Annotated in this window: 13 protein-coding genes; 3 read left to right on the top strand and 10 right to left on the bottom strand. The window is 46.7% G+C overall.

The features are described from left to right. Positions 1-147: 147 nt before the first annotated feature. The gene (locus Q4Q57_RS03590) at positions 148-2,040 is read left to right on the top strand and encodes a methyl-accepting chemotaxis protein (RefSeq protein ID WP_107948899.1); all 1,893 of its coding nucleotides are present in this window, start codon (positions 148-150) and stop codon (positions 2,038-2,040) included. 125 nt (positions 2,041-2,165) lie between these two features. On the opposite strand, the gene Q4Q57_RS03585 is transcribed toward Q4Q57_RS03590, so the two are convergent. Then, the gene (locus Q4Q57_RS03585) at positions 2,166-3,632 is read right to left on the bottom strand and encodes a diguanylate cyclase domain-containing protein (RefSeq protein WP_311889805.1); all 1,467 of its coding nucleotides are present in this window, start codon (positions 3,630-3,632) and stop codon (positions 2,166-2,168) included. A gap of 294 nt (positions 3,633-3,926) precedes the next feature. Here Q4Q57_RS03585 and Q4Q57_RS03580 point away from each other — a divergent pair, with 294 nt between their 5' ends. Further along, on the top strand, positions 3,927-4,880 hold the full coding sequence (locus tag Q4Q57_RS03580; RefSeq protein WP_311889804.1) for a DUF72 domain-containing protein: 954 nt from the start codon (positions 3,927-3,929) through the stop codon (positions 4,878-4,880). Between the two features lie 385 nt (positions 4,881-5,265). Here the strand turns inward: Q4Q57_RS03580 and Q4Q57_RS03575 are convergent, their stop codons facing one another. From Q4Q57_RS03575 to Q4Q57_RS03565, 3 genes are all read right to left on the bottom strand, one after another. Further along, positions 5,266-6,114, bottom strand: coding sequence for an isocitrate lyase/phosphoenolpyruvate mutase family protein (locus Q4Q57_RS03575; protein ID WP_311889803.1), 849 nt, complete (start codon positions 6,112-6,114; stop codon positions 5,266-5,268). A gap of 134 nt (positions 6,115-6,248) precedes the next feature. After that, positions 6,249-7,718 carry an inorganic phosphate transporter gene (locus tag Q4Q57_RS03570; RefSeq protein ID WP_311889980.1) on the bottom strand — a complete coding sequence of 490 codons (1,470 nt, stop codon included), beginning with the start codon at positions 7,716-7,718 and terminating at the stop codon, positions 6,249-6,251. Between the two features lie 248 nt (positions 7,719-7,966). Next, positions 7,967-8,782 (bottom strand): helix-turn-helix transcriptional regulator, encoded by an 816-nt coding sequence (locus Q4Q57_RS03565; RefSeq protein ID WP_311889802.1) that lies wholly within the window; start codon positions 8,780-8,782, stop codon positions 7,967-7,969. Positions 8,783-8,865: 83 nt separating this feature from the next. Here Q4Q57_RS03565 and Q4Q57_RS03560 point away from each other — a divergent pair, with 83 nt between their 5' ends. Beyond that, positions 8,866-9,582 carry a type 1 glutamine amidotransferase gene (locus tag Q4Q57_RS03560; protein ID WP_311889801.1) on the top strand — a complete coding sequence of 239 codons (717 nt, stop codon included), beginning with the start codon at positions 8,866-8,868 and terminating at the stop codon, positions 9,580-9,582. Positions 9,583-9,677: 95 nt separating this feature from the next. Here the strand turns inward: Q4Q57_RS03560 and Q4Q57_RS03555 are convergent, their stop codons facing one another. From Q4Q57_RS03555 to prfB, 6 genes are all read right to left on the bottom strand, one after another. Next, positions 9,678-11,366 carry a glucan biosynthesis protein gene (locus tag Q4Q57_RS03555; protein ID WP_006083981.1) on the bottom strand — a complete coding sequence of 563 codons (1,689 nt, stop codon included), beginning with the start codon at positions 11,364-11,366 and terminating at the stop codon, positions 9,678-9,680. A gap of 307 nt (positions 11,367-11,673) precedes the next feature. Next, positions 11,674-12,108 carry a PaaI family thioesterase gene (locus Q4Q57_RS03550; protein WP_106651469.1) on the bottom strand — a complete coding sequence of 145 codons (435 nt, stop codon included), beginning with the start codon at positions 12,106-12,108 and terminating at the stop codon, positions 11,674-11,676. 180 nt (positions 12,109-12,288) lie between these two features. Further along, entirely contained in the window at positions 12,289-14,454 is a 2,166-nt protein-coding gene (gene katG, locus Q4Q57_RS03545; RefSeq protein ID WP_311889798.1) for a catalase/peroxidase HPI, read from the bottom strand. 312 nt (positions 14,455-14,766) lie between these two features. Next, complete coding sequence (locus Q4Q57_RS03540; RefSeq protein ID WP_006083984.1) at positions 14,767-16,239, bottom strand: carbon starvation protein A; 1,473 nt, start codon at positions 16,237-16,239, stop codon at positions 14,767-14,769. Between the two features lie 694 nt (positions 16,240-16,933). Continuing rightward, positions 16,934-18,436, bottom strand: coding sequence for a lysine--tRNA ligase (lysS, locus tag Q4Q57_RS03535; protein WP_259582186.1), 1,503 nt, complete (start codon positions 18,434-18,436; stop codon positions 16,934-16,936). Between the two features lie 28 nt (positions 18,437-18,464). Then, positions 18,465-19,563 (bottom strand): peptide chain release factor 2 gene (gene prfB / locus Q4Q57_RS03530; RefSeq protein ID WP_006080387.1). Its coding sequence is split into 2 segments (ribosomal slippage): positions 18,465-19,487 and positions 19,489-19,563, totalling 1,098 coding nucleotides; the frame shifts between segments, so codons are not numbered across the junction. Positions 19,564-19,977: the final 414 nt, after the last annotated feature.

Raw genomic sequence — 19,977 nt, 5'->3', positions numbered from 1 at the left:
AGAAATCATATGATTATAAGAATTTTAAATTATGGGCGTCACGTCTAAATTTATTACTATAATTCACTCATGGTTTAATGTTTTTCCCCTTGCTGCCGCTATACTAAAACAACGTTAGAGAGCTAACGAAATATAAAGGAATAGATTATGCGATCGACACTCAAAACACGGCTGCTGTTCAGCAGTCTTTCCGCTGTACTGATCACTATTGCTGTACTCGTAAGTATCTCTAGTTATTTCATTAGAAATAATGCGTTAGAAAACACTCAACATGAAATTGACCAACTGGCGAATACCTTTTCATCCGGCATTGGTCAGTGGATGCAAGACAGAAAAATGGCCATTACCAGCCTAAAACAAGCCATTGAAGCCGATCCTAGTACAAACGTTACCCCTCATTTACTGCAAGCGCATACTGCGGTGGACTTTGCCCTCACCTATTATGGCGACGAGCAAGGCAACATGTATCGTCAAGATCCGTCTCTGAATACTGCGAATTATGATCCCCGCGTTCGCCCTTGGTATATGGACGCTAAAGCTGCCGGTAAAATGATCATGACGGCGCCCTACGTCAGCGCCACACTGAAAAAACAAGTTGTGACCATTGCAGAGCCTGTAATGAGTTCTGGCCGGCTGATAGGCGTGACCGCAGCGAACTTAACCATAGATCAATTGACCGATGCGGTGCAGCGCCTTGAAGTGCCGGGCGAAGGTTATACCTTGATGGTCGATACTGCGGGACTCATCATCAGTCATCCCAATAGTCAGCTCAATACCCAACAACTCACGAAAATTGATAGTGATTTTAGCAATAGCTGGTTATCACAACGCACCAATGCCAATACCATGGAAGAACGCACCCTAGATGGCGCCACTAAATTAGTCTATGTCGCGGCAATTCCCTCAACGGACTGGGCGCTGATTTTCGTGATGGATAAACAAGAAATCATGTCACAGGCAACCGATCTTGCCTGGTGGATGTCGGCCGTAGGTGTCGCCCTATTAGTGCTATTTGGCTTGATTTTAATCGCGATTTTCAAAATCCAATTCAAAGATCTCGAACGCGTTGCCCAAGCACTCAATGATATCGCCGAAGGTGATGGCGACCTAACGGTACGCATTCATACTGCCAACAGTCACGATGAAATTGGTATGTTGGCATCGGGCTTTAACCGCTTTGTGGAACGTCTCCACGGCATGATTTCCCGCATGCACAAGATTGCAGGTCAATTGGAGCATCAAGCCCAAGGCAGCAGTGCTTCGGCCACAGACAACAGCCAACGCATTGAAGTACAACAAGATGAAGTGACTATGGTCGCCACGGCTGTCACCGAAATGGCCAGTGCCACCGAAGAGATTGCCAGCAACGCCGAGCACACAGCACAAACGGCGCAAAATGCAGTCGGGCTTTCGAATCATGGCCACAAACAAGTCGCCCAGAGTCAGCAATCTATCCGTAATTTAGCCAGTGAAGTTGAAACTGCCGGCCGAATTATCGGTGAACTGAATGAGCACTCACAGAAGATCAACAGTATTCTGTTAACGATCAGTGGCATCGCCGAACAAACCAACTTACTCGCACTCAACGCGGCCATTGAAGCCGCGCGTGCGGGTGAACAGGGCCGCGGTTTTGCTGTGGTTGCCGATGAAGTTCGAGTACTGTCACAACGTACCCATTCATCGACCCAAGAAATTCAAGCGATGATCGAAACCCTCCAACAAACCGCCGGCAAAGCCGTTAAATCTATGACTCAGAGTCATGAAATGGCAGAAACCAGTGTGGCCGACGCCAATTCCGCCAGCGAAAGTCTGTTGCTGATCAGTAAAGCCATTAATGATATTTCAGATATGGCGAGCCAAATTGCCACGGCAGCTGAAGAGCAAACTTCAGTCACCAGCGAAATCAACCGCAATACGGAGTCGATTCGTGAAGTGTCGGAGAATCTCTCGATTGAGGCGCAAACCTCTATGGTGCAAGCGCAGGAACTCGCCCACTTAGCCGCGTCATTACAGCAGGAAGTGAATCGCTTCAAACTGTAGAGTCATCACGGACTCTATACCCTGATACCGTAAAACCGCTACATACAATAATGCCCGCGAATGTCACTGACATTCGCGGGCATTTCTTTATACATTCCAGTAGCTCCAACTCGCCTCAATCGAACTCACACTATCTTAGTCACCTTGTTTTCAAGGTTATTTAACTCAGTGTCTTTTAACTCAGCGCTCTTTAACTCAGGAGCCGCAGTCAGAGGATCTGCATGCAGATTTCTCAGCCCTTGATAACCCATTTCAATGCGATTGCCCCCATTTTTCTTAGCCTTATACATGGCTGCATCCGCACAGGAAAGTAACTGTTTTTCGTCCGTGCCGTGCTCTGGATACAGGGCAATACCGATACTCGGTAAAATATGGATTTGCTGATCGGTAAGCTCAAAGGGTTGATTGAGCACTTGTAATATTTTTTGCGCTGCCAACAGGGTATTTTGTGCCGAATCAACGCGCTCGAGTAAGATGACAAACTCGTCGCCCCCAAAACGCGCTACGGTATCTGAGCCCCTTACACAGCTGACAATACGTTGTGCTGTCACTTGCAGCAATAAATCGCCCACACTATGACCAAAGGTATCGTTTACCCACTTAAACTTATCTAAATCTAAATAAAGTAAAGAGAAATAACTTGATTCCCTATGGGCTCGGGATAGCGCCTTTTGAAACCTGTCGTAAAAAAGCTCGCGATTGGGCAACAGGGTTAGCTGATCATACAGCGCAATATGCTCTAATCGCGCAAGCATTTGTCGGCGTTCAATCGCAAAGGCAATTTGCGTAGAAACAAACTCCAATAGCTCACGGTCTTGGTGCGTATAAGAAGCCGAAGTGGGCAAGCTATGCATCATCAAGGCACCGATAACACCTTTTTGCAGCTTTAGCGGCACACCCAACCAACTTAAATTGCCATTACCCAGCTCTTCACGAATGGCTTGGGGATACTCAGATAAGGTCACGGGACACAGGAGTAAAGATTCTGCACTGTGGATCACTTGTTCGGTAAACAAGCTGAAACTTGCAATATCGACCAGTGAATTATCACCCGCAGCGGCTTTGTAAGGGAAACTGAGTTCATTTAAATCTTGATCGTACAATGCGATGGCAAAGTTTGCCGCGGGCAGCAATTTAGCAATGATTTCATGGATACGGCGATATAGGGCTAGCAAATCCTCAGCGACATGCACAGCTTCAGAAATCTCATACAGTGCAGCTTGTCTGCGTTCGGCGTTTTTACTCTTAGAGATATCTCTGGCGACCGCGACGCGTTGTTGGTAAGCATCGGACCAGCGTGCGGACCACAAAATATCGACAATGACGCCGTCTTTACGCACATAACGGTTTTCGAAATCGACCTTATAGCGGCCAGTCATAATCTCATTGGCGGTTGCGAGTGTGCGTTCTCTATCTTCAGGCAGCACAAGATCGAGCATCTGCATACCCATCATTTCCGCAGGCGTATAGCCAAAAATACGTTCAGCCCCCGCACTGACAAATTCAAACCGCCCAGTTTTATCAACGACGCAAATAGCATCCAAAAGAAGGTCAATAAAATTGCTTAGGGAAGTGTAGCCATCATTATTCACACCGTTCTCCAATCAACGTCTGTATTTGGCTAAGTAATAAGTCTGATCATAAGCATAAAAATAATAATAACGCACTATTAGAGTAGGTTAATTTTCAATGTCATTCCAGAGTTGCCCAAGTTGGGCTCGGCTTTTTATAGGATTAAATGCAAACAAAATCAAATACAATACCCTAAGCCATCAGCGGCGAGATTTGACTCTAGACTAAGGGTATCGGCACAATGCCCCAAACCCTAGCCTACATCAGGCTAGGATTGCATTGGCAAATGTGAATAAAATTTAAGGAAGGTCTTTTTGGATGAGTTGCGTTCTGGGTTAAATAAACCGAGTCATTTTCGCCTTGGGCTAGCCATGTGGTCACACTCAAATTGGCAAGAGAGTGTCTATGGCCATGGGATTAAACAAGCGGAGCGACTCGCCCGTTACGCCACAATATTCAATACGGTCGAAGGCAACACCAGTTTCTACGCAACACCAGCACAGCAAACCGTAATGAACTGGCATAGTGCCACACCCGATGATTTTCGCTTTACCTTCAAGCTGCCGCAAACCATTACCCACCAAAAACTATTGCAATACTGTGGCCAAGAGTTGAAAGATTTCTTCCAAGTGATGGCGCCATTAATTGATAAAACGGGGATCTGGAAAATCCAACTACCCGCCCATTTCGGCCCAGAAAACTTACCTGTGTTAGCGCAATTTCTCAATCAAGTCCCCCAAGGATTAACCTATGGCGTTGAAGTCAGGCATGCTGCATTTTTTGCGAAGGGAGAAGCTGAGCGTGCACTGAATCGATTGCTTATCGATAAAAAAGTGAATCGCATCATCATGGATAGCAGGCCCTTGTTTGCCCTACCACCCAGCGACGCCGCCATTATCGACGCCCATAAGAAAAAACCTCGAGTGCCAGTGCATGCGATTGCCACCGCAAATCATCCTGTGGTGCGCTTTATCGGCCAAGCAGACGATGCCGTAGCACGACTCGCGCAGCAAGGCGTAAGCGCTTTGCCTAAGGATAACGATGCCTTTTTTGATAATTGGCTAACCCAGCTCCCGCTGTGGCTCGCAGAAGGTCGGGAGCCCTATCTGTTTATTCATACTCCCGATAATGAAACCGCGCCTGAACTGGCCATCCGTCTCTATCAAACATTGCGCAGCCAAATTGCAGCGCACATTCAACTCGCCGAGTTAAGCCTACTTGAGAAGATACCTGAGGAGACAAGTACGCAGATGGGACTTGCTTGGTAAAAGGGCGCGAGGTAAAACGGACGTAAGAAGGAACCCACGGCAAGCTCGCCGTGGGTATATACCCAAACAGCCTGAAGATGCAGGATTCAGCGGGAATTTAACGCACTTTAGGCAAGGCCATTTATTGCTCCTGCATAAATGGCATTCACGCCATCCATGGCGATTGCGGTTATTTGCAGGCCTAGCGGGCTAAGTTAAAAATAACCAACGCAGCATAAAGTGCGTTAAAACCCGCCGGGACGGAGCGCCCAGGGCACTCCACTTCCGTGTTGCATCAATTCAAAAGGTGGCCGACATTCTGTCATTAATGCGCCTTGAATTGAAGCACCCTGGGCGCTCTGAAACTCGTATCTTCAGGTAGCTTGGGGATAGATTAAAAACAGCTTTAACTCGGGATAAATAAGTTATTCATTTGTTCAAAATCAAGGGCAATGACTTTATATATGAAGCCATTATCAGCGGCAATAACCGCATCTTTTGGCTGTTGCTGAAACGGCTTTGCCTTAATTGAATTTAACAAAATTGGATTAAGCAAAGTGTCATAGGCTTGTAAAAATGAAGCCGGACCGGTGGAAAAACGCTGCACACCCGCTGCAAATAACTCGTCGATATCCATCTGCTCATTCAATAGCATAAAATTCAGTGGCATATCCACAGCGGCAGACAAGCGCTTAGCGGTCTCGACCTTGGTCGCGCCAGGGATAAAGCCGCCATCCGCGCCAGCAGCCTGATATTGAGTTAACCTATCGATTGTCATAGCGACCGCGGCATCACCACTGGCTAAACCCAATAAATACACATCGGTTCGCGCATTAATAAATAATCCTTGGCAACGAGGATGGGCGCGAATAGCCTGAATTTTTGCCACCATCTCAGCAACACCTGCACTGCCATCCTCAATATTAATCCCTGCTACGCCAAGCTCAGCGAGCTGTGCAACAAAAGCAGCAACCTCATCGGGATCTTGGCTATAACCAGATTCAATATCTAGCGTCACGGGCACTCGGCTCAGCCGTAGGATATGGTTCACTGCGTCCAATAAAGCCGCTTTAGGTAGCGCTTGGCCATCGGGATAACCGAGCGACCAAGCCAATGCCGCGCTACTGGTCGCAATCGCACGGGCGCCCGATGCTTGGATGATGGCCGCACTGGCGGCATCCCAAACGTTAGTTAATATCAGCGGCTCTGATTGTTGGTGTAGTGCTTTGAAAAGTATTCTAAATTGCTCAGCCATCTTATGTCCTTGTTGGTGTTGAGGACTCAACTCTAACAAGATCGCTTAGGTCATTATCGCGGGAAACGGCACTGAACCTAAAGGCCAAGCGCTCAAGGCTTGGCTATGTGTGCATTCAACTTGAGTATTCTTAGCTAACCCCAAAGTGCATTGGCAAGGATAAACACGCACGCAGAGAGCAACATAGTAATAGGAAGCGTCAGCAGCCAAGCGAGCATGATTTGCTTAATTGTTTGGATCTGAAGCCCCGAACGATTAGCCACCATAGTGCCCGCAACGGCGGAAGATAAAATATGAGTCGTCGACACAGGCATGCCCGTCATACTGGCAATCCCAATCGATACGGCAGCGGTGACCTGTGCGGCAATGCCTTGGCTGTAGGTCATACTCGATGAACCAATTTTCTCCCCCACGGTATACACAATCCGTCGCCAGCCCACTAACGTGCCGCAACCCAGCGCAGTCGCAATGGCAATAATCACCCAAAGAGGCGCATATTCAGTGGTGCGGGTGAGATCCTTGCGCCATTTAGCCAATGAGGTTAGATCTTTCGCGGGGAGATCTAACTTAGCGACTTGGCGGGCAGTATCATCAATACACAAGAGTAATCGTCGCACCTCGCGCCGCTCTTGTACATCCATGTCTTTGTAAGTCGAGACTTTTGCCAAGCGGCGGTCAAGTAGCGACATCGCGGGTAATACATTTTCAGATGAGCAATGGGCCAGCATATATTCGGGGACGTTTGCTGAAGCGCTAAAGTCGATCACATCCGCTATAACGGCTTGATTGCGATCGTAAATTGCCATAATGCGCCGACTGGCATCTTGAGTTCGTTCCAAATCATAGGGTTGACTGCCCATGTCCAAGGCAAAATACGCCGGTGCCATACAAATCAGCACTAGCATCACTAGGCCTATGCCCTTCTGTCCATCGTTCGAACCATGGGCAAAACTCACCCCTATAGCAGAGACAATTAAACTCGCCCTTGCCCAAAATGGCGGGTGTTTTTTGCCATTAATCTGCATCTGCTCATCGGGAGTGCGGTGAATTTTATGTTTCTGCCAGACGTATTTCATGATGAGTAGAAAAATCCCCGCCATCACAAAACCTAAAGTCGGCGAAATGATTAAGGACAACATGATCTGCGAGGCCTTAGAGACATTAATGCCCTGCAAGACAGGCTGATGATTCATCCAAGCGAACGCGCCGCCCACGCCCATTATCGAACCTATCAAGGTATGGGAACTCGATGCCGGTATACCAAAATACCAAGTGCCTAAGTTCCAGATAATTGCCGAAAACAGCAGGGAAAAGACCATCAACAAACCTTGGGTCGAATCCATGCCGAGCAAGGAATCTACGGGCAACAAATGCACTATTGCATAGGCCACACCTAAGCCACCTAATAGCACACCTGCAAAGTTAAAGAGCGCAGAGGTAACGACCGCAAGATTGGCTGGCATAGCCTTGGTATAAATAACCGTAGCCACCGCATTGGCCGTGTCGTGGAAGCCATTAATGAATTCGTATGCCAATACAAACAGTATCGCAAGCACTAAACCCACAGACCAAGCAAAGCCTAACGTTGTGAACATTTCAAACATAAAATACTGACCCATGGCGAGAACGCCCACAGATTACGCCCAAGTTTGGCCTCTTTTACAGTGAAAAATTATTTAGATTGTCAAAAAGTGAATTAGTCCTCAATAACTCAGTAGCATGCTTGCAATTAACACTGGCTTGATTTTATTCGGCCAAATGAATATCTGTGCCGCGAAAAGGGGCAAAACATTGATTCAATGTTAAATAATTCAACTAAAAGCAGTATTAAACGCAATAAATCGTAACAGGATTATATCCCATGATCGCCTAACCGAAATCGCTGTGGCGTCATCCCAAAACGCTCCTTGAAAGCTTTGATATAGGATGAATCATTTTGATAACCGATTTGGTGAGCCACATTCTGTATTGATAGGTCAGTAGCCAATAACGACAGCGAATAGATCAGCCGCAAATGTTGACGCCATAATACGAATGAAGAACCAAACTCCCTCACAAATAGCCTCGACAATGTTCGTTCCGATGCCCCAACCATCTCCCCCCATTTCACTAAAGAGAAATCTAAAACTGGCGTTTGGGTTAAATGCTCAAAAATCAATTTTAGGCGTCTATCTTTGGGTATCAGCAACTTAAAAGTCTGTCCTCCCGCACTATTAATTTGATCGTATAGCACCTCAAGCAAACGCAGTATTGGCGCCTGAACCATTGGCTCAACATTTATTGGGGTATTAAAAGCACATTGTTTTCTGAGTGTTAACACTAACTCCCTTAGAAAAGCACTCATAGCGACGGGTTTAATCATGGCACCATAATCTCGACCATACATAGGATTCAAATAGACACCAATAAAGCAGGTATCAGTAATCGCAACAGACTCATGTATCACCCCTGCAGGCACAAAAAGCGCTGTGGTATGGGGAACTAAAAACAGTGCGCCATCTGCCTCTGTCTGTAACAGGCCTTGAAGTGGAAAAATAAGCTGATGCCAACAGTGCTGGTGTAAAACATCCACATAACCCTTCTGCATCTCAATCGTTTTTACAAAAGAAGGCATATTAGGCGCTTGCTCAATAATGGCGTTAATCGAATCGAGTTGGCGACTTAGCATTATTACTTGTCCATATAACGTTATTCAGCCAAATAAAAGGATTGTAGCATAGCGTTATCCCATAAAAGACACAGGAAAACTCAATGCAGATTCATTGCATTATCCATGAAAGCTATGAAGGTCCAGGCTATTTTAGCGATTGGGCCGCAAGTAAAAACTACCAAATGAGCTTTAGCAGAGTCTATCTAGGTGAAGCTCTACCCGAAAATAGTGATGGTTTTGATCTGTTAATTATCCTCGGTGGCCCCCAGTCTCCCGCAACATGCCAAAGTGATTGTCCATATTTTGATAGTCAAGCAGAACAAAGACTTATCAGGCAAGCTATCCAGACAAATAAAGCCGTTGTGGGGGTTTGTCTTGGCGCACAGTTAATCGGCGAGGCATTAGGTGCCCGTTATCAAAAGAGCCCACATGCCGAGATTGGTTACTTCCCCATTGAACTAACTGCGGCAGGAAAAAGTGATGTTAACCTTAAGTCATTTTCGACCACTGAAGTGGTCGGCCACTGGCATAATGATATGCCAGGCCTCACTCCCGATTGCGAAGTGCTCGCCACAAGTGAAGCTTGCCCACGGCAAATTATACGTTACACACATTTAGTTTTTGGATTTCAATGCCATCTTGAATTTATCAGTAGCCAATTAACACCATTAATTGCCCAAGAAAGTGCTTTTTCTAACACACAGAAAATGCCCTATATTCAAAGCCCAGAGTTCATCTTGGGACAATCAACGACTCGAATGAATCAGTTGCTGGGGCATTTTTTAGATAATCTAGTCTTAGCCTATCAAGCCGTATAATCCAAAAACCTGCAGAGACAGGATTCAGCGGGCTCAGTTAAAACAAAAACGCCAACTAAGTTAGCTGGCGTTTTAGATTAATGCTCACAAATCGCTTATTGCAGATGACCCGCATTGTGCAATTCACGATCATCCTTTGCAGGCGGATTCCACTGATACATCCAAGTTTCAGACAATGGCTGGCCATCGACTTCTAAATAGACTCTCAGGTTAATCGGCTCAGTACCGTCTCCAGGTGGCACTACGTCAAACATAGCGCGGTAACCATTAATCGAAGCTAACGGACGGGCTGACTCAATTTCGACTTTACCTTCAGATGCAGTGATCACAGCTTTAACTTGGGTATCTTTGCCAATCATAGGCAAAGTGCCGCCGGCGAAATCCACCACAAAACGCTTACTGTAGTATTTGCGTTTCTGGCCAACTACGCCGCCAATCCCAGTGAAAGTATCGACAACCCGAGCACGGGGTGATTGAACCGGTGGAATGCCGCCCCAATACATGTTGTAGCTATACAGCAGCTCTTGACCCGGCACAATCGGCTCAGCTGGATTCCAGAAAGCCACTATGTTATCGAAGGTTTCATCCAGTGTTGGGATTTCAACTAACTGCACCGAACCTTTGCCCCAACTGCTTGTTGGTTCAATCCACAGGCTTGGGCGTTTATCATAAAACACGCCGTCATCCTGATAGTGATCGAAGTTGCGGTCACGTTGCAGTAAACCAAAACCTTTTGGATTTTCATCGCTATAGGCGTTGAATCGTAGGTTTTCTGGATTACCTAGCGGACGCCAAATCCATTCACCATTACCCGTATGCATGGCTAAGCCATCGGTATCATGGATTTCTGGACGCCAGTCGTAACCGGTGCGGCGATCGTTCTCACCCACCATAAACATACTGGTCAGTGGCGCTACGCCTAAACGTTCAATCGCTTTACGTGGATAAACAGCCACATCCACTTTCATTTTTAAACGCTCACCCGGCTCGATATCGAAACGGTAAGCACCTGTCACACTCGGAGAGTCTAACAAGGCATACACAGTCGTGATGTTCGATCCTGGTTTAGGTTTTTCTAACCAGAAGTCGGTGAACATTGGAAACTCTTCAGGTTTTGGCAGCGCAGTATCCACCGCTAAACCACGAGCCGACAAGCCGTATTGCATCTCATGACCCACAGCGCGGAAATAGCTGGCGCCAAGGAAAGCGACAACGTCACGTTCCCAATCGGTATTGAACTGCATACGGAAACCCGCAAAGCCAAGATCCTTAGGCAACTGACTGCCTTTCACCTTTGACTTACCGTAATCGAACATAGAAGGCGAATAGTCGATTAACTTAGCCTTGCCTTCATTCAATTCATAAATGTGAATTGGCGTGTCGAAATACAGCCCTAGGTGGAACAGCTCGGCGCGGAACTCAGAGTCCTGATCGCGCCACAGTGCAGCTTTCTTCTTAAAGTGGAATTGCTGGTAATCATCCCAGCTCATGCCTTGAAGGCTTTTAGGCAATTCACCTTTATGGCTTTCGTAGGGTTGCGCAGCCATAGTTCGGGCATAGCCCTTAAGCCAAGCGTAACTAAACTCTTCACCTTCTTGTGGTGACGCCTGCTTACCCGCCGCACACGCCGAAAGACTCAGCAATACGCTACAGGTTAACAATACGCTGCCAACCATGCGCTGCAAACGGCCGCGACGAGAGGAAGATTGGGCTTCAATCGAAGGTACTGTCACCATCGATTGTTGGTAAACGTTTCTTTGTTCGGGAAATAAATTGGGTTGCATAAGCAGACTCTGAATTGGTGTAACTTCCTGACACTTCCCTGCAAATCTAACTAAATTTGCAGCGATGGCCCTGTGGAGAACTGTTGATGACAGAGGTAACAATACAGCGATCAGCAACAATTCGCCAGAATCTAACATACTTTCTGTCGAATGGAATATCGCATGCTAGCTATTTTCAATCTTGAAGCCTATTTATGAAAATATAATTAAAAAATTCCGTTATTTACTGAATTAATGCTCATAAAATCCTTACAGCTAACAGGGTAAAGTACTGTTCTAATAACATTGGGTACCGCATAGCATCAGCCTATGGTCTTAAAATCATGCAAGTCGCCGTAGCGGTGGCCAGTAATTTTCCATCCTGCGTTTTTAGCGTGCCTTCCGAAATTCCTAAGGACTTAGACAGATTAATCACTCTGCCCTCGGCCACTAACACTTGATGCTTAGGCACAGGTCGAATCATTTTAATATTCAAATCGATAGTACCGTAACCCACACCCGCTTCAAGCAAAGTGTGCACGGCGCAGCCAGTAACAGAATCCAGTACAGTGGCAGCGAAACCACCATGAACGCCGCCCAGCGGATTCAGATGCTTATCATCGGCTGTCGCATTAAACAGCACAGAGCCTTCTTCGGCTCGAATCAATGACATGGGCATAGTCTGGGTGATAGAAGGAGCAGGCAGTTCACCCTTTGCCATTGCCTGTAAAATAGCTAAACCCGACATTTGCTGAATGTTCATATTCCTACCCTAAATTGATAAACACCATTACAGATTAATAAAAATGACCGCTTAACCACAGAGGGTTAGGCGATCATTTGACTGAAAAATCCACTTAAGCACTAGACTAACCTTCAAGACGACAAGGCTTAAATCGGGCCCATTTGCCGCTTAGATGAGACTTACAAACTAAAGCTAAACTCAGCGCAGCTCAAACCTGTCTAAGTTCATTACCTTAGTCCAAGCCGCGATAAAGTCATCGATAAAGCGCAGCTGCGCATCGCTGCTCGCGTATACTTCTGCAAGTGCACGCAGCTGCGAGTTAGAGCCAAAAATCAAATCAACCCGCGACGCCGTCCATTTTTGCTGGCCGCTAACGCGATCAACACCTACAAACCTATCCTCCGCTTTGGAAGTGGGTTTCCATGTCGTCCCCATATCCAGCAAGTTAACGAAAAAGTCGTTGGTTAAAAACTCTGGGCGCGTGGTCAATACACCCGTTTTAGATTGATCGGCGTTCGTATCTAACACTCGCAACCCACCGATGAGCACTGTCATTTCCGGCGCGGTTAATGTCAGTAACTGTGCCCTATCGACCAATAACTCCTCCGCCGATAGCGAAAACTGGGTGGGATGATAATTTCTAAAGCCGTCAGCTACAGGCTCAAGTACCGCGAAAGATTCCACATCCGTTTGCGCTTGCGTGGCATCCATACGACCCGGCGTAAATGGAATCGTCACTTCAACCCCTGCATTTCTGGCCGCTTGATCGATACCAACACAACCTGCCAGCACAATTAAGTCAGCAAGGGAGATTTTTTTACCGCTTTTGTTGAACTCAGACTGAATAGTTTCAAGTACTTTCAGTACTTTAGCGAGTTGCTCAGGCTGATTCACTGGCCAATCTTTTTGCGGCGCGAGGCGAATTCGGGCCCCGTTCGCACCACCGCGCATATCAGAACCGCGATAGGTCGAAGCAGAGGCCCAAGCGGTTGCTACGACTTCTGAAATCGTTAATCCTGAACCAATAATCTTACTTTTAAGATCCATGACATCCTGCTCATCAACCAAGGGATGGTCAACCGCAGGGATGGGATCTTGCCAAAGAAACGCTTCGGCTGGCACTTCAGGACCCAAATAGCGTGTGCATGGCCCCATGTCTCTGTGTGTCAGCTTGTACCAAGCCTTTGCAAATACATCGGCAAACTCATCGGGATGCTCAAAGAGTCGACGGGAAATTTTCTCGTAATCAGGATCGAAGATCAGTGCAAGGTCGGTGGTCAACATGGTTGGCACATGACGTTTTGAAGCATCATGCGCATCGGGGATCACCCCTTTACCCGCGCCATTTTTAGGTTTCCACTGGTGGGCGCCCGCTGGGCTCTTAGTCAGTTCCCATTCATAACCGAATAGATTTTCAAAAAAATTGTTACTCCATTGGGTTGGCGTTGAGGTCCAAGTCACTTCAAGGCCACTGGAAATAGTATCGCCACCTTTACCGCTTTTATAGCGACTCAGCCAACCTAGCCCTTGCTGCTCAATACTGGCGGCTTCAGGCTCAGGCCCGACTAATGCAGCATCACCTGCACCATGGGTTTTGCCAAAAGTATGGCCACCGGCAATTAGGGCCACAGTTTCTTCATCATTCATTGCCATGCGAGCAAAGGTTTCGCGGATATCGACAGCGGCAGCGAAAGGATCGGGGTCGCCATTCGGTCCTTCAGGATTAACATAAATCAGCCCCATTTGTACTGCAGCAAGAGGATCTTCAAGATCCCGCTCACCAGAATAACGCTTATCGTCTAACCACTTATCTTCGGTACCCCAGTAGACATCGACTTCGGGCTCCCATATATCGACTCGCCCACCGGCGAAGCCTAAGGTTTTGAATCCCATAGATTCCAGCGCGACATTACCCGTGAGGATCATCAAATCGGCCCAGGAGATTTTATTGCCATATTTCTGTTTGATCGGCCAAAGGAGCCTGCGAGCTTTATCGAGGTTGACGTTATCTGGCCAACTATTTAACGGCGCAAAACGTTGATTACCGCTGCCCGCACCGCCGCGTCCATCACCGGTACGGTAGGTGCCGGCACTGTGCCACGCCATACGAATAAATAGTGGTCCATAGTGGCCAAAGTCCGCTGGCCACCAGTCCTGTGAATCAGTCATTAATGCGAGGAGGTCTTGCTTTACCGCGGCCAAATCGAGGGATTTAAAGGCTTCAGCATAATTGAAGTCATCACCCATAGGATTCGACAAGGAAGAGTGCTGGTGCAGAATATCGAGCCGCAGCTGTTTAGGCCACCAATCTCGATTCGTGGTGCCACCAGCAGAATGATGCATAGGACATTTGTTCTCAGACATAACGTGCTCTCCTTCTGTTCGCAAAAAATATTCAAGTAAATAAAAACTAAATGACTTTTGCTGCATGTTTGTACTGCATAACGTTCTCTATCACCGACTAATCGTTTCAATAGAGAAACAAAAACCAGTCTAACGACCTTACCTTACCTCTAGATGAAACGCGATGAATCATCCCATTAAATAATGTTCAGCAAACATTCCCCTTTATAAATTAAGATATTAAAGGATAGTCAAGTTACTGCGGATCATAAAAAAAACAAGGGCTGCAAAATGCAGCCCTTGTGTCTATCGGGTCCAACTAAGCGTAACGGACTATTTCACGTCTGCCACTGGTTTACGGCGATTGTGCGCAATGATCAGCGCAACTAAACAGATAACCCCGACTGCGATACCCACAGGTTGGCTCAAAGGTTGTGGTAAACCCAGACCAATACCCGCAGTCATAATGTAAGAAACCGTGACACTGGTGCCGCCAATGGCTGGCAGGCTAACAATCCAATGGAAGGTCCCGCGATCGAACAAATACTTAGTCGCTAACCACAATACACTGGTTGATAGCAGCATATTTGAGAAGGCAAAGTAGCGCCAAATCAAGGAGAAATCGATCTTCGTCATAAAGTACGCAATCGTGAGAATAGGTACCGCGACAAGTAAACGATTACGCATACTTTGCGGAATATGGAAGGCGTCGATAATCGTCAAACGCAGCGAACGGAACGCGGTATCACCAGAGGTGATCGGGAAGATGGCCACGGCCACAATCGCCATAATGCCGCCCACCACACCGAGATAAGTCGTCGCCACTTGATTAACCACTAAACCTGGGCCACCTTGGTCGAGCAGACTCTTAAGCTCAACATAACCACCAGGGAAAGCCGCAATACCGGCCGTTGCCCATACACAAGCAACAATACCTTCAGCAACCATAGCGCCATAGTACACGGGACGCACATACTTCTCGTTGGTCAAACAACGGGCCATGATAGGCGCTTGAGTCGAATGGAAACCACTGATCGCACCACAGGTAATAGTCACAAACAACAGTGGCCATACAGGTAATCCGTCTGGATTTGGCTCAAGTAACTCGTTGTTGTAGTGGCTGTGATCAAAATAAGCAAACACATCACCCATTTCAGGTAACTGCGGCGCATTGAGCATCAGGGCAACTGCGATAGAAACCGTCATCACTATCATCAACAAACCAAATGCGGGATACAGTTTAGTGATGATTTTATCGATCGGCAGCATAGTCGCCAAAAAGTAATAGGCTAAAATCACTAACACCCAGAAGGTGTTATTGCCAAAGATAGTATCTTTGAAATAATCGAGATTACTCAGCAAACCTGCAGGGCTCATGATGAAGACCACGCCCACAAAAAACAGCAGCATGGCGGTAAACAGCAACATCACGCCTTTAAAGTAGATATTAAAGTAATGACCAGCTATCTCAGGCAAACTCTTACCGTCTTCTTTAATGCTGAGCACGCCAGAAAAATAATCATGCACCGCACCGCCTATAATGTTTCCCAGCACAATCCACACCAAGGCAATAGGACCGTATAAAGCACCGAGGATCGGACCAAAAATAGGCCCCACACCCGCAACATTGAGGAATTGGATCAGAAACGCTTTAGCTGGATGAACAGGCACATAATCAACACCATCTTCGAATTTTGCCTGTGGCGTCTTAGCTTTAGGATCGATACCCGCTTGACGTTCAACAAAGGGGCTATAGAACTTGTACGCAAGCACTAAGAGTGCGATACAAATAAAGAAAATTAACATTATTTAATTATCCATACTTTAGTAGGAGGTGATTTAATGGAGAGTTTCATTGAGTTAGCGACTGAGGTCAAGCAACACCCTATTAGACTAATGTCGGGTTGATTATCTGAAACTACCACTGGGTGGGCATAGGTGAATATATGCGTTTAAAAATAGTTCATCGTACTGTTTATAACGTCAGTGATGTAGCCTGCTATTTTGGTATTCACTGATTGCCGCGTCTTAACCCCTTCACCCTAGGTCTTCCCGTAAATCTTCTCTACCAATAATGAAATGAACACAGCCAATATCGTGTGTAACTGGCGACTGGATGCCTGCAGCGTGGCGAGTTTTTCCTGACATCCCAATATGAAACCCCAAGTTAAAGCCACAATCGACACTCACAAACTAAACCCGCAATCTACACTACAATCGATAGCCACAACCTGAAACTCACATGCCACTTGATGATGTTCATCTAACCTATTTTTAGGTCACTAATAGCTCGACTCTAGCACGCATCATTTTTAGCTATTTTAGAAAACAAAAAACCAGCCAAATGGCTGGTTCTTTTAGGGGGCATTCATCACTGTGATGGTTTGGTTATACCTAAATCAATCACTGCAAACTTAACCTGTTACGACTTACTAAAAGTCGCGTGGCTAAGAGCTAATGCAACAAAATGTACAACGACGAAATGCCTTATTCGACAGCATTACGCCTGTGGGCGCATCGCTGGGAACAGGATCACGTCACGGATAGTATGAGTATTAGTGAACAACATCACTAATCGGTCGATACCAATACCTTGACCTGCCGTTGGTGGTAAACCGTGTTCCAGTGCAGTGATATAGTCTGCATCGTAGAACATAGCTTCATCGTCGCCAGCATCTTTCGCGTCAACCTGCGCTTTAAAGCGGTTGTCTTGATCTTCAGCATCGTTCAGCTCGCTAAAGCCGTTAGCCACTTCGCGGCCACCGATGAAGAATTCGAAACGGTCAGTGATGAAATGGTTGTCATCGTTACGACGTGCCAGTGGTGAAATGTCCGCAGGGTAGCCAGTGATGAACGTCGGTTGCATCAATTGCCATTCAGCAGTTTCACCGAAGATTTCTTCAAGCAGCTGACCACAAGTCCAGAATTTCTCAATCTTCATACCTAAGCTTTTCGCTAGATCGCGCATGAATTCAACATCTTTCACTTGCTCATAGGTCATAGCTTGGATAGTCGCGTTATCAGGATTGTACTTCTGAATCGCTTCTAACATGCTTAAACGTGCGTATGGGCCGCCGAAATCGACTGTGTGCTCGCCGTATGGCATTTGCGCACTGCCAAGCAGTTCGATAGCAATCGAGCTGAGCATTTCTTCGGTTAAGTCCATCAGATCTTTGTAGTCTGCATAAGCCATATAGAATTCCATCATAGTGAATTCTGGGTTATGACGTGGCGACAGACCTTCGTTACGGAAGTTACGGTTGATTTCGAACACACGCTCAAAACCACCTACCACTAAACGCTTCAGATATAATTCTGGCGCAATACGCAGGTACATTGGCATGTCTAAAGCGTTGTGATGAGTGATGAAAGGACGGGCCGAAGCACCACCAGGGATCACGTGCATCATAGGGGTTTCAACTTCCATGAACTCTTTTTTGATCATGAAGTTACGGATTGCAGAAACCACTTTAGAACGCATGATGAAGGCATTGCGCGAATCTTCGTTAACGATCAGATCCACGTAACGTTGACGGTAGCGCATTTCTTGATCGGCAAGACCATAATAGTCCGCAGGCAATGGGCGCAGTGCCTTGGTCAGTAGCTCGTACTGTTCCATGTTGACGTATAAGTCACCTTTGCCAGACAAATGCAACTGACCGGTTACACCGATAATGTCACCGATATCCAGACCTTGAAAACGCTCTTTCAAATCAGCTTGTACGCTTTTCTCAGCATAGGCTTGAATACGGCCAGACACGTCTTGGATCACTAAGAAAGGACCACGTTTTGCCATGATGCGGCCAGCAATGCTGGTCTTAAAACCTAAGGCTTCGAGTTCTTCTTTAGTGTTTTGACCATACTTTGCTTGCAGTTCAGCCGCTTTATGGGTGCGACGGAAGGTATTTGGATGCGCATTAGCACTACAGTTTGGGCGGATGCTTTCTAGCTTGGCACGGCGCTCGGCGATCAGTTTGTTCTCATCAATTACTTGTTCAGTCATCTTATTTCTCGTCTATACCTTGAATTAATTACAGCCCAGATTTCAAACTGGCTTCGATAAACTTATCCAGATCGCCATCGAGTACCGCTTGAGTGCTACGGTTTTCAACGCCTGTGCGTAAGTCTTTAATGCGGGCATCGTCTAATACATAAGAGCGAATTTGACTGCCCCAGCCGATATCAGACTTAGCGTCTTCAGCGGCCTGTTTGTCGGCATTTTGCTTGAGCATTTCTAACTCAAACAGTTTTGCTTTCAGCTGCTTCATCGCAGCATCTTTGTTCTTGTGCTGTGAACGGTCGTTCTGACACTGCACGACTGTGTTAGTCGGTAAGTGGGTAATACGAATCGCCGATTCTGTTTTGTTAACGTGCTGACCACCCGCGCCCGATGCGCGGTAAGTGTCGATACGCAGATCCGATGGGTTGATATCGATAGTGATATCGTCGTCGATTTCTGGGTAAACGAACACAGAGCAGAATGACGTATGACGACGACCCGATGAGTCGAATGGCGACTTACGCACTAAGCGGTGCACGCCAGTCTCGGTACGTAACCAACCGAACGCATATTCACCAGTGAACTTAATGGTCGCGCCTTTAATACCGGCCACGTCACCATCAGTCACTTCCATCAACTCTGGGCTAAAACCATGGGCTTCGCCCCAACGCAGGTACATACGCAGCACCATGTTGGCCCAATCTTGGGCTTCGGTTCCACCACTGCCAGACTGAATGTCTAAATAACAGTTTGACGCATCTTGCGGGCCGGAGAACATACGGCGGAATTCGAGATCGGCAAGTCGGCTTTCGAGATAATCCAGCTCTTTACTGGTTTCGTTGAACGTGTCTTCGTCTTCCTCTTCAATAGCCAACTCGAGTAAGCCTTCAACATCTTCAAGACCTGAGTCCATATCGTCTATGGTTTTGACCACAGCTTCTAGGCTGGCGCGCTCTTTGCCTAAGGCTTGGGCACGCTCTGGGTCATTCCACACTTCTGAACTTTCAAGCTCACGGGTAACTTCTTCTAGACGCTCATTTTTGGCATCGTAGTCAAAGATACCCCCTAAGAAGCTGCGTGCGCTCGGCAAGCTCCTTAATTTTGAATTTTACTGGATTAACTTCAAACATGAATTTTCAACTTTCTTTTATTTGGCCGCTTTAATTGATCTTCCACTAAAAGAGGCGATGATTAACAGTATTTGCAACCGCGCATTTTAACCTAACCAGGCTGGTAAACCTAGGGGGGCACTGTTCATTAAATGGGATAACAAGGATTAATTTCCGGCCTAAAAGACCACATTGCCACAGCCGAGACTAACAAAAAGCGCAGAGTTAAGACTGTGATCTTACTTAAATTTAGCCAAGCTAAGTGATTCAGTAGGCCAAACGCGACCCAAAGTACCACTTACCTGCCAAGAAAACATTCGTAATATCAATGAAATTACCACTAAAAAGCCCAAATACCGCCAACCTAATCACGGCTCAATTCGAACAAACATTCATCAGCGCACAGTCTGCACTAGGTTTGTGATTCAAGCTGCA

This window comes from Shewanella sp. SP2S2-6 (assembly GCF_031931965.1).
Classification (GTDB): domain Bacteria; phylum Pseudomonadota; class Gammaproteobacteria; order Enterobacterales; family Shewanellaceae; genus Shewanella; species Shewanella baltica.
This window is presented reverse-complemented; position numbering and strand designations above follow the sequence as displayed.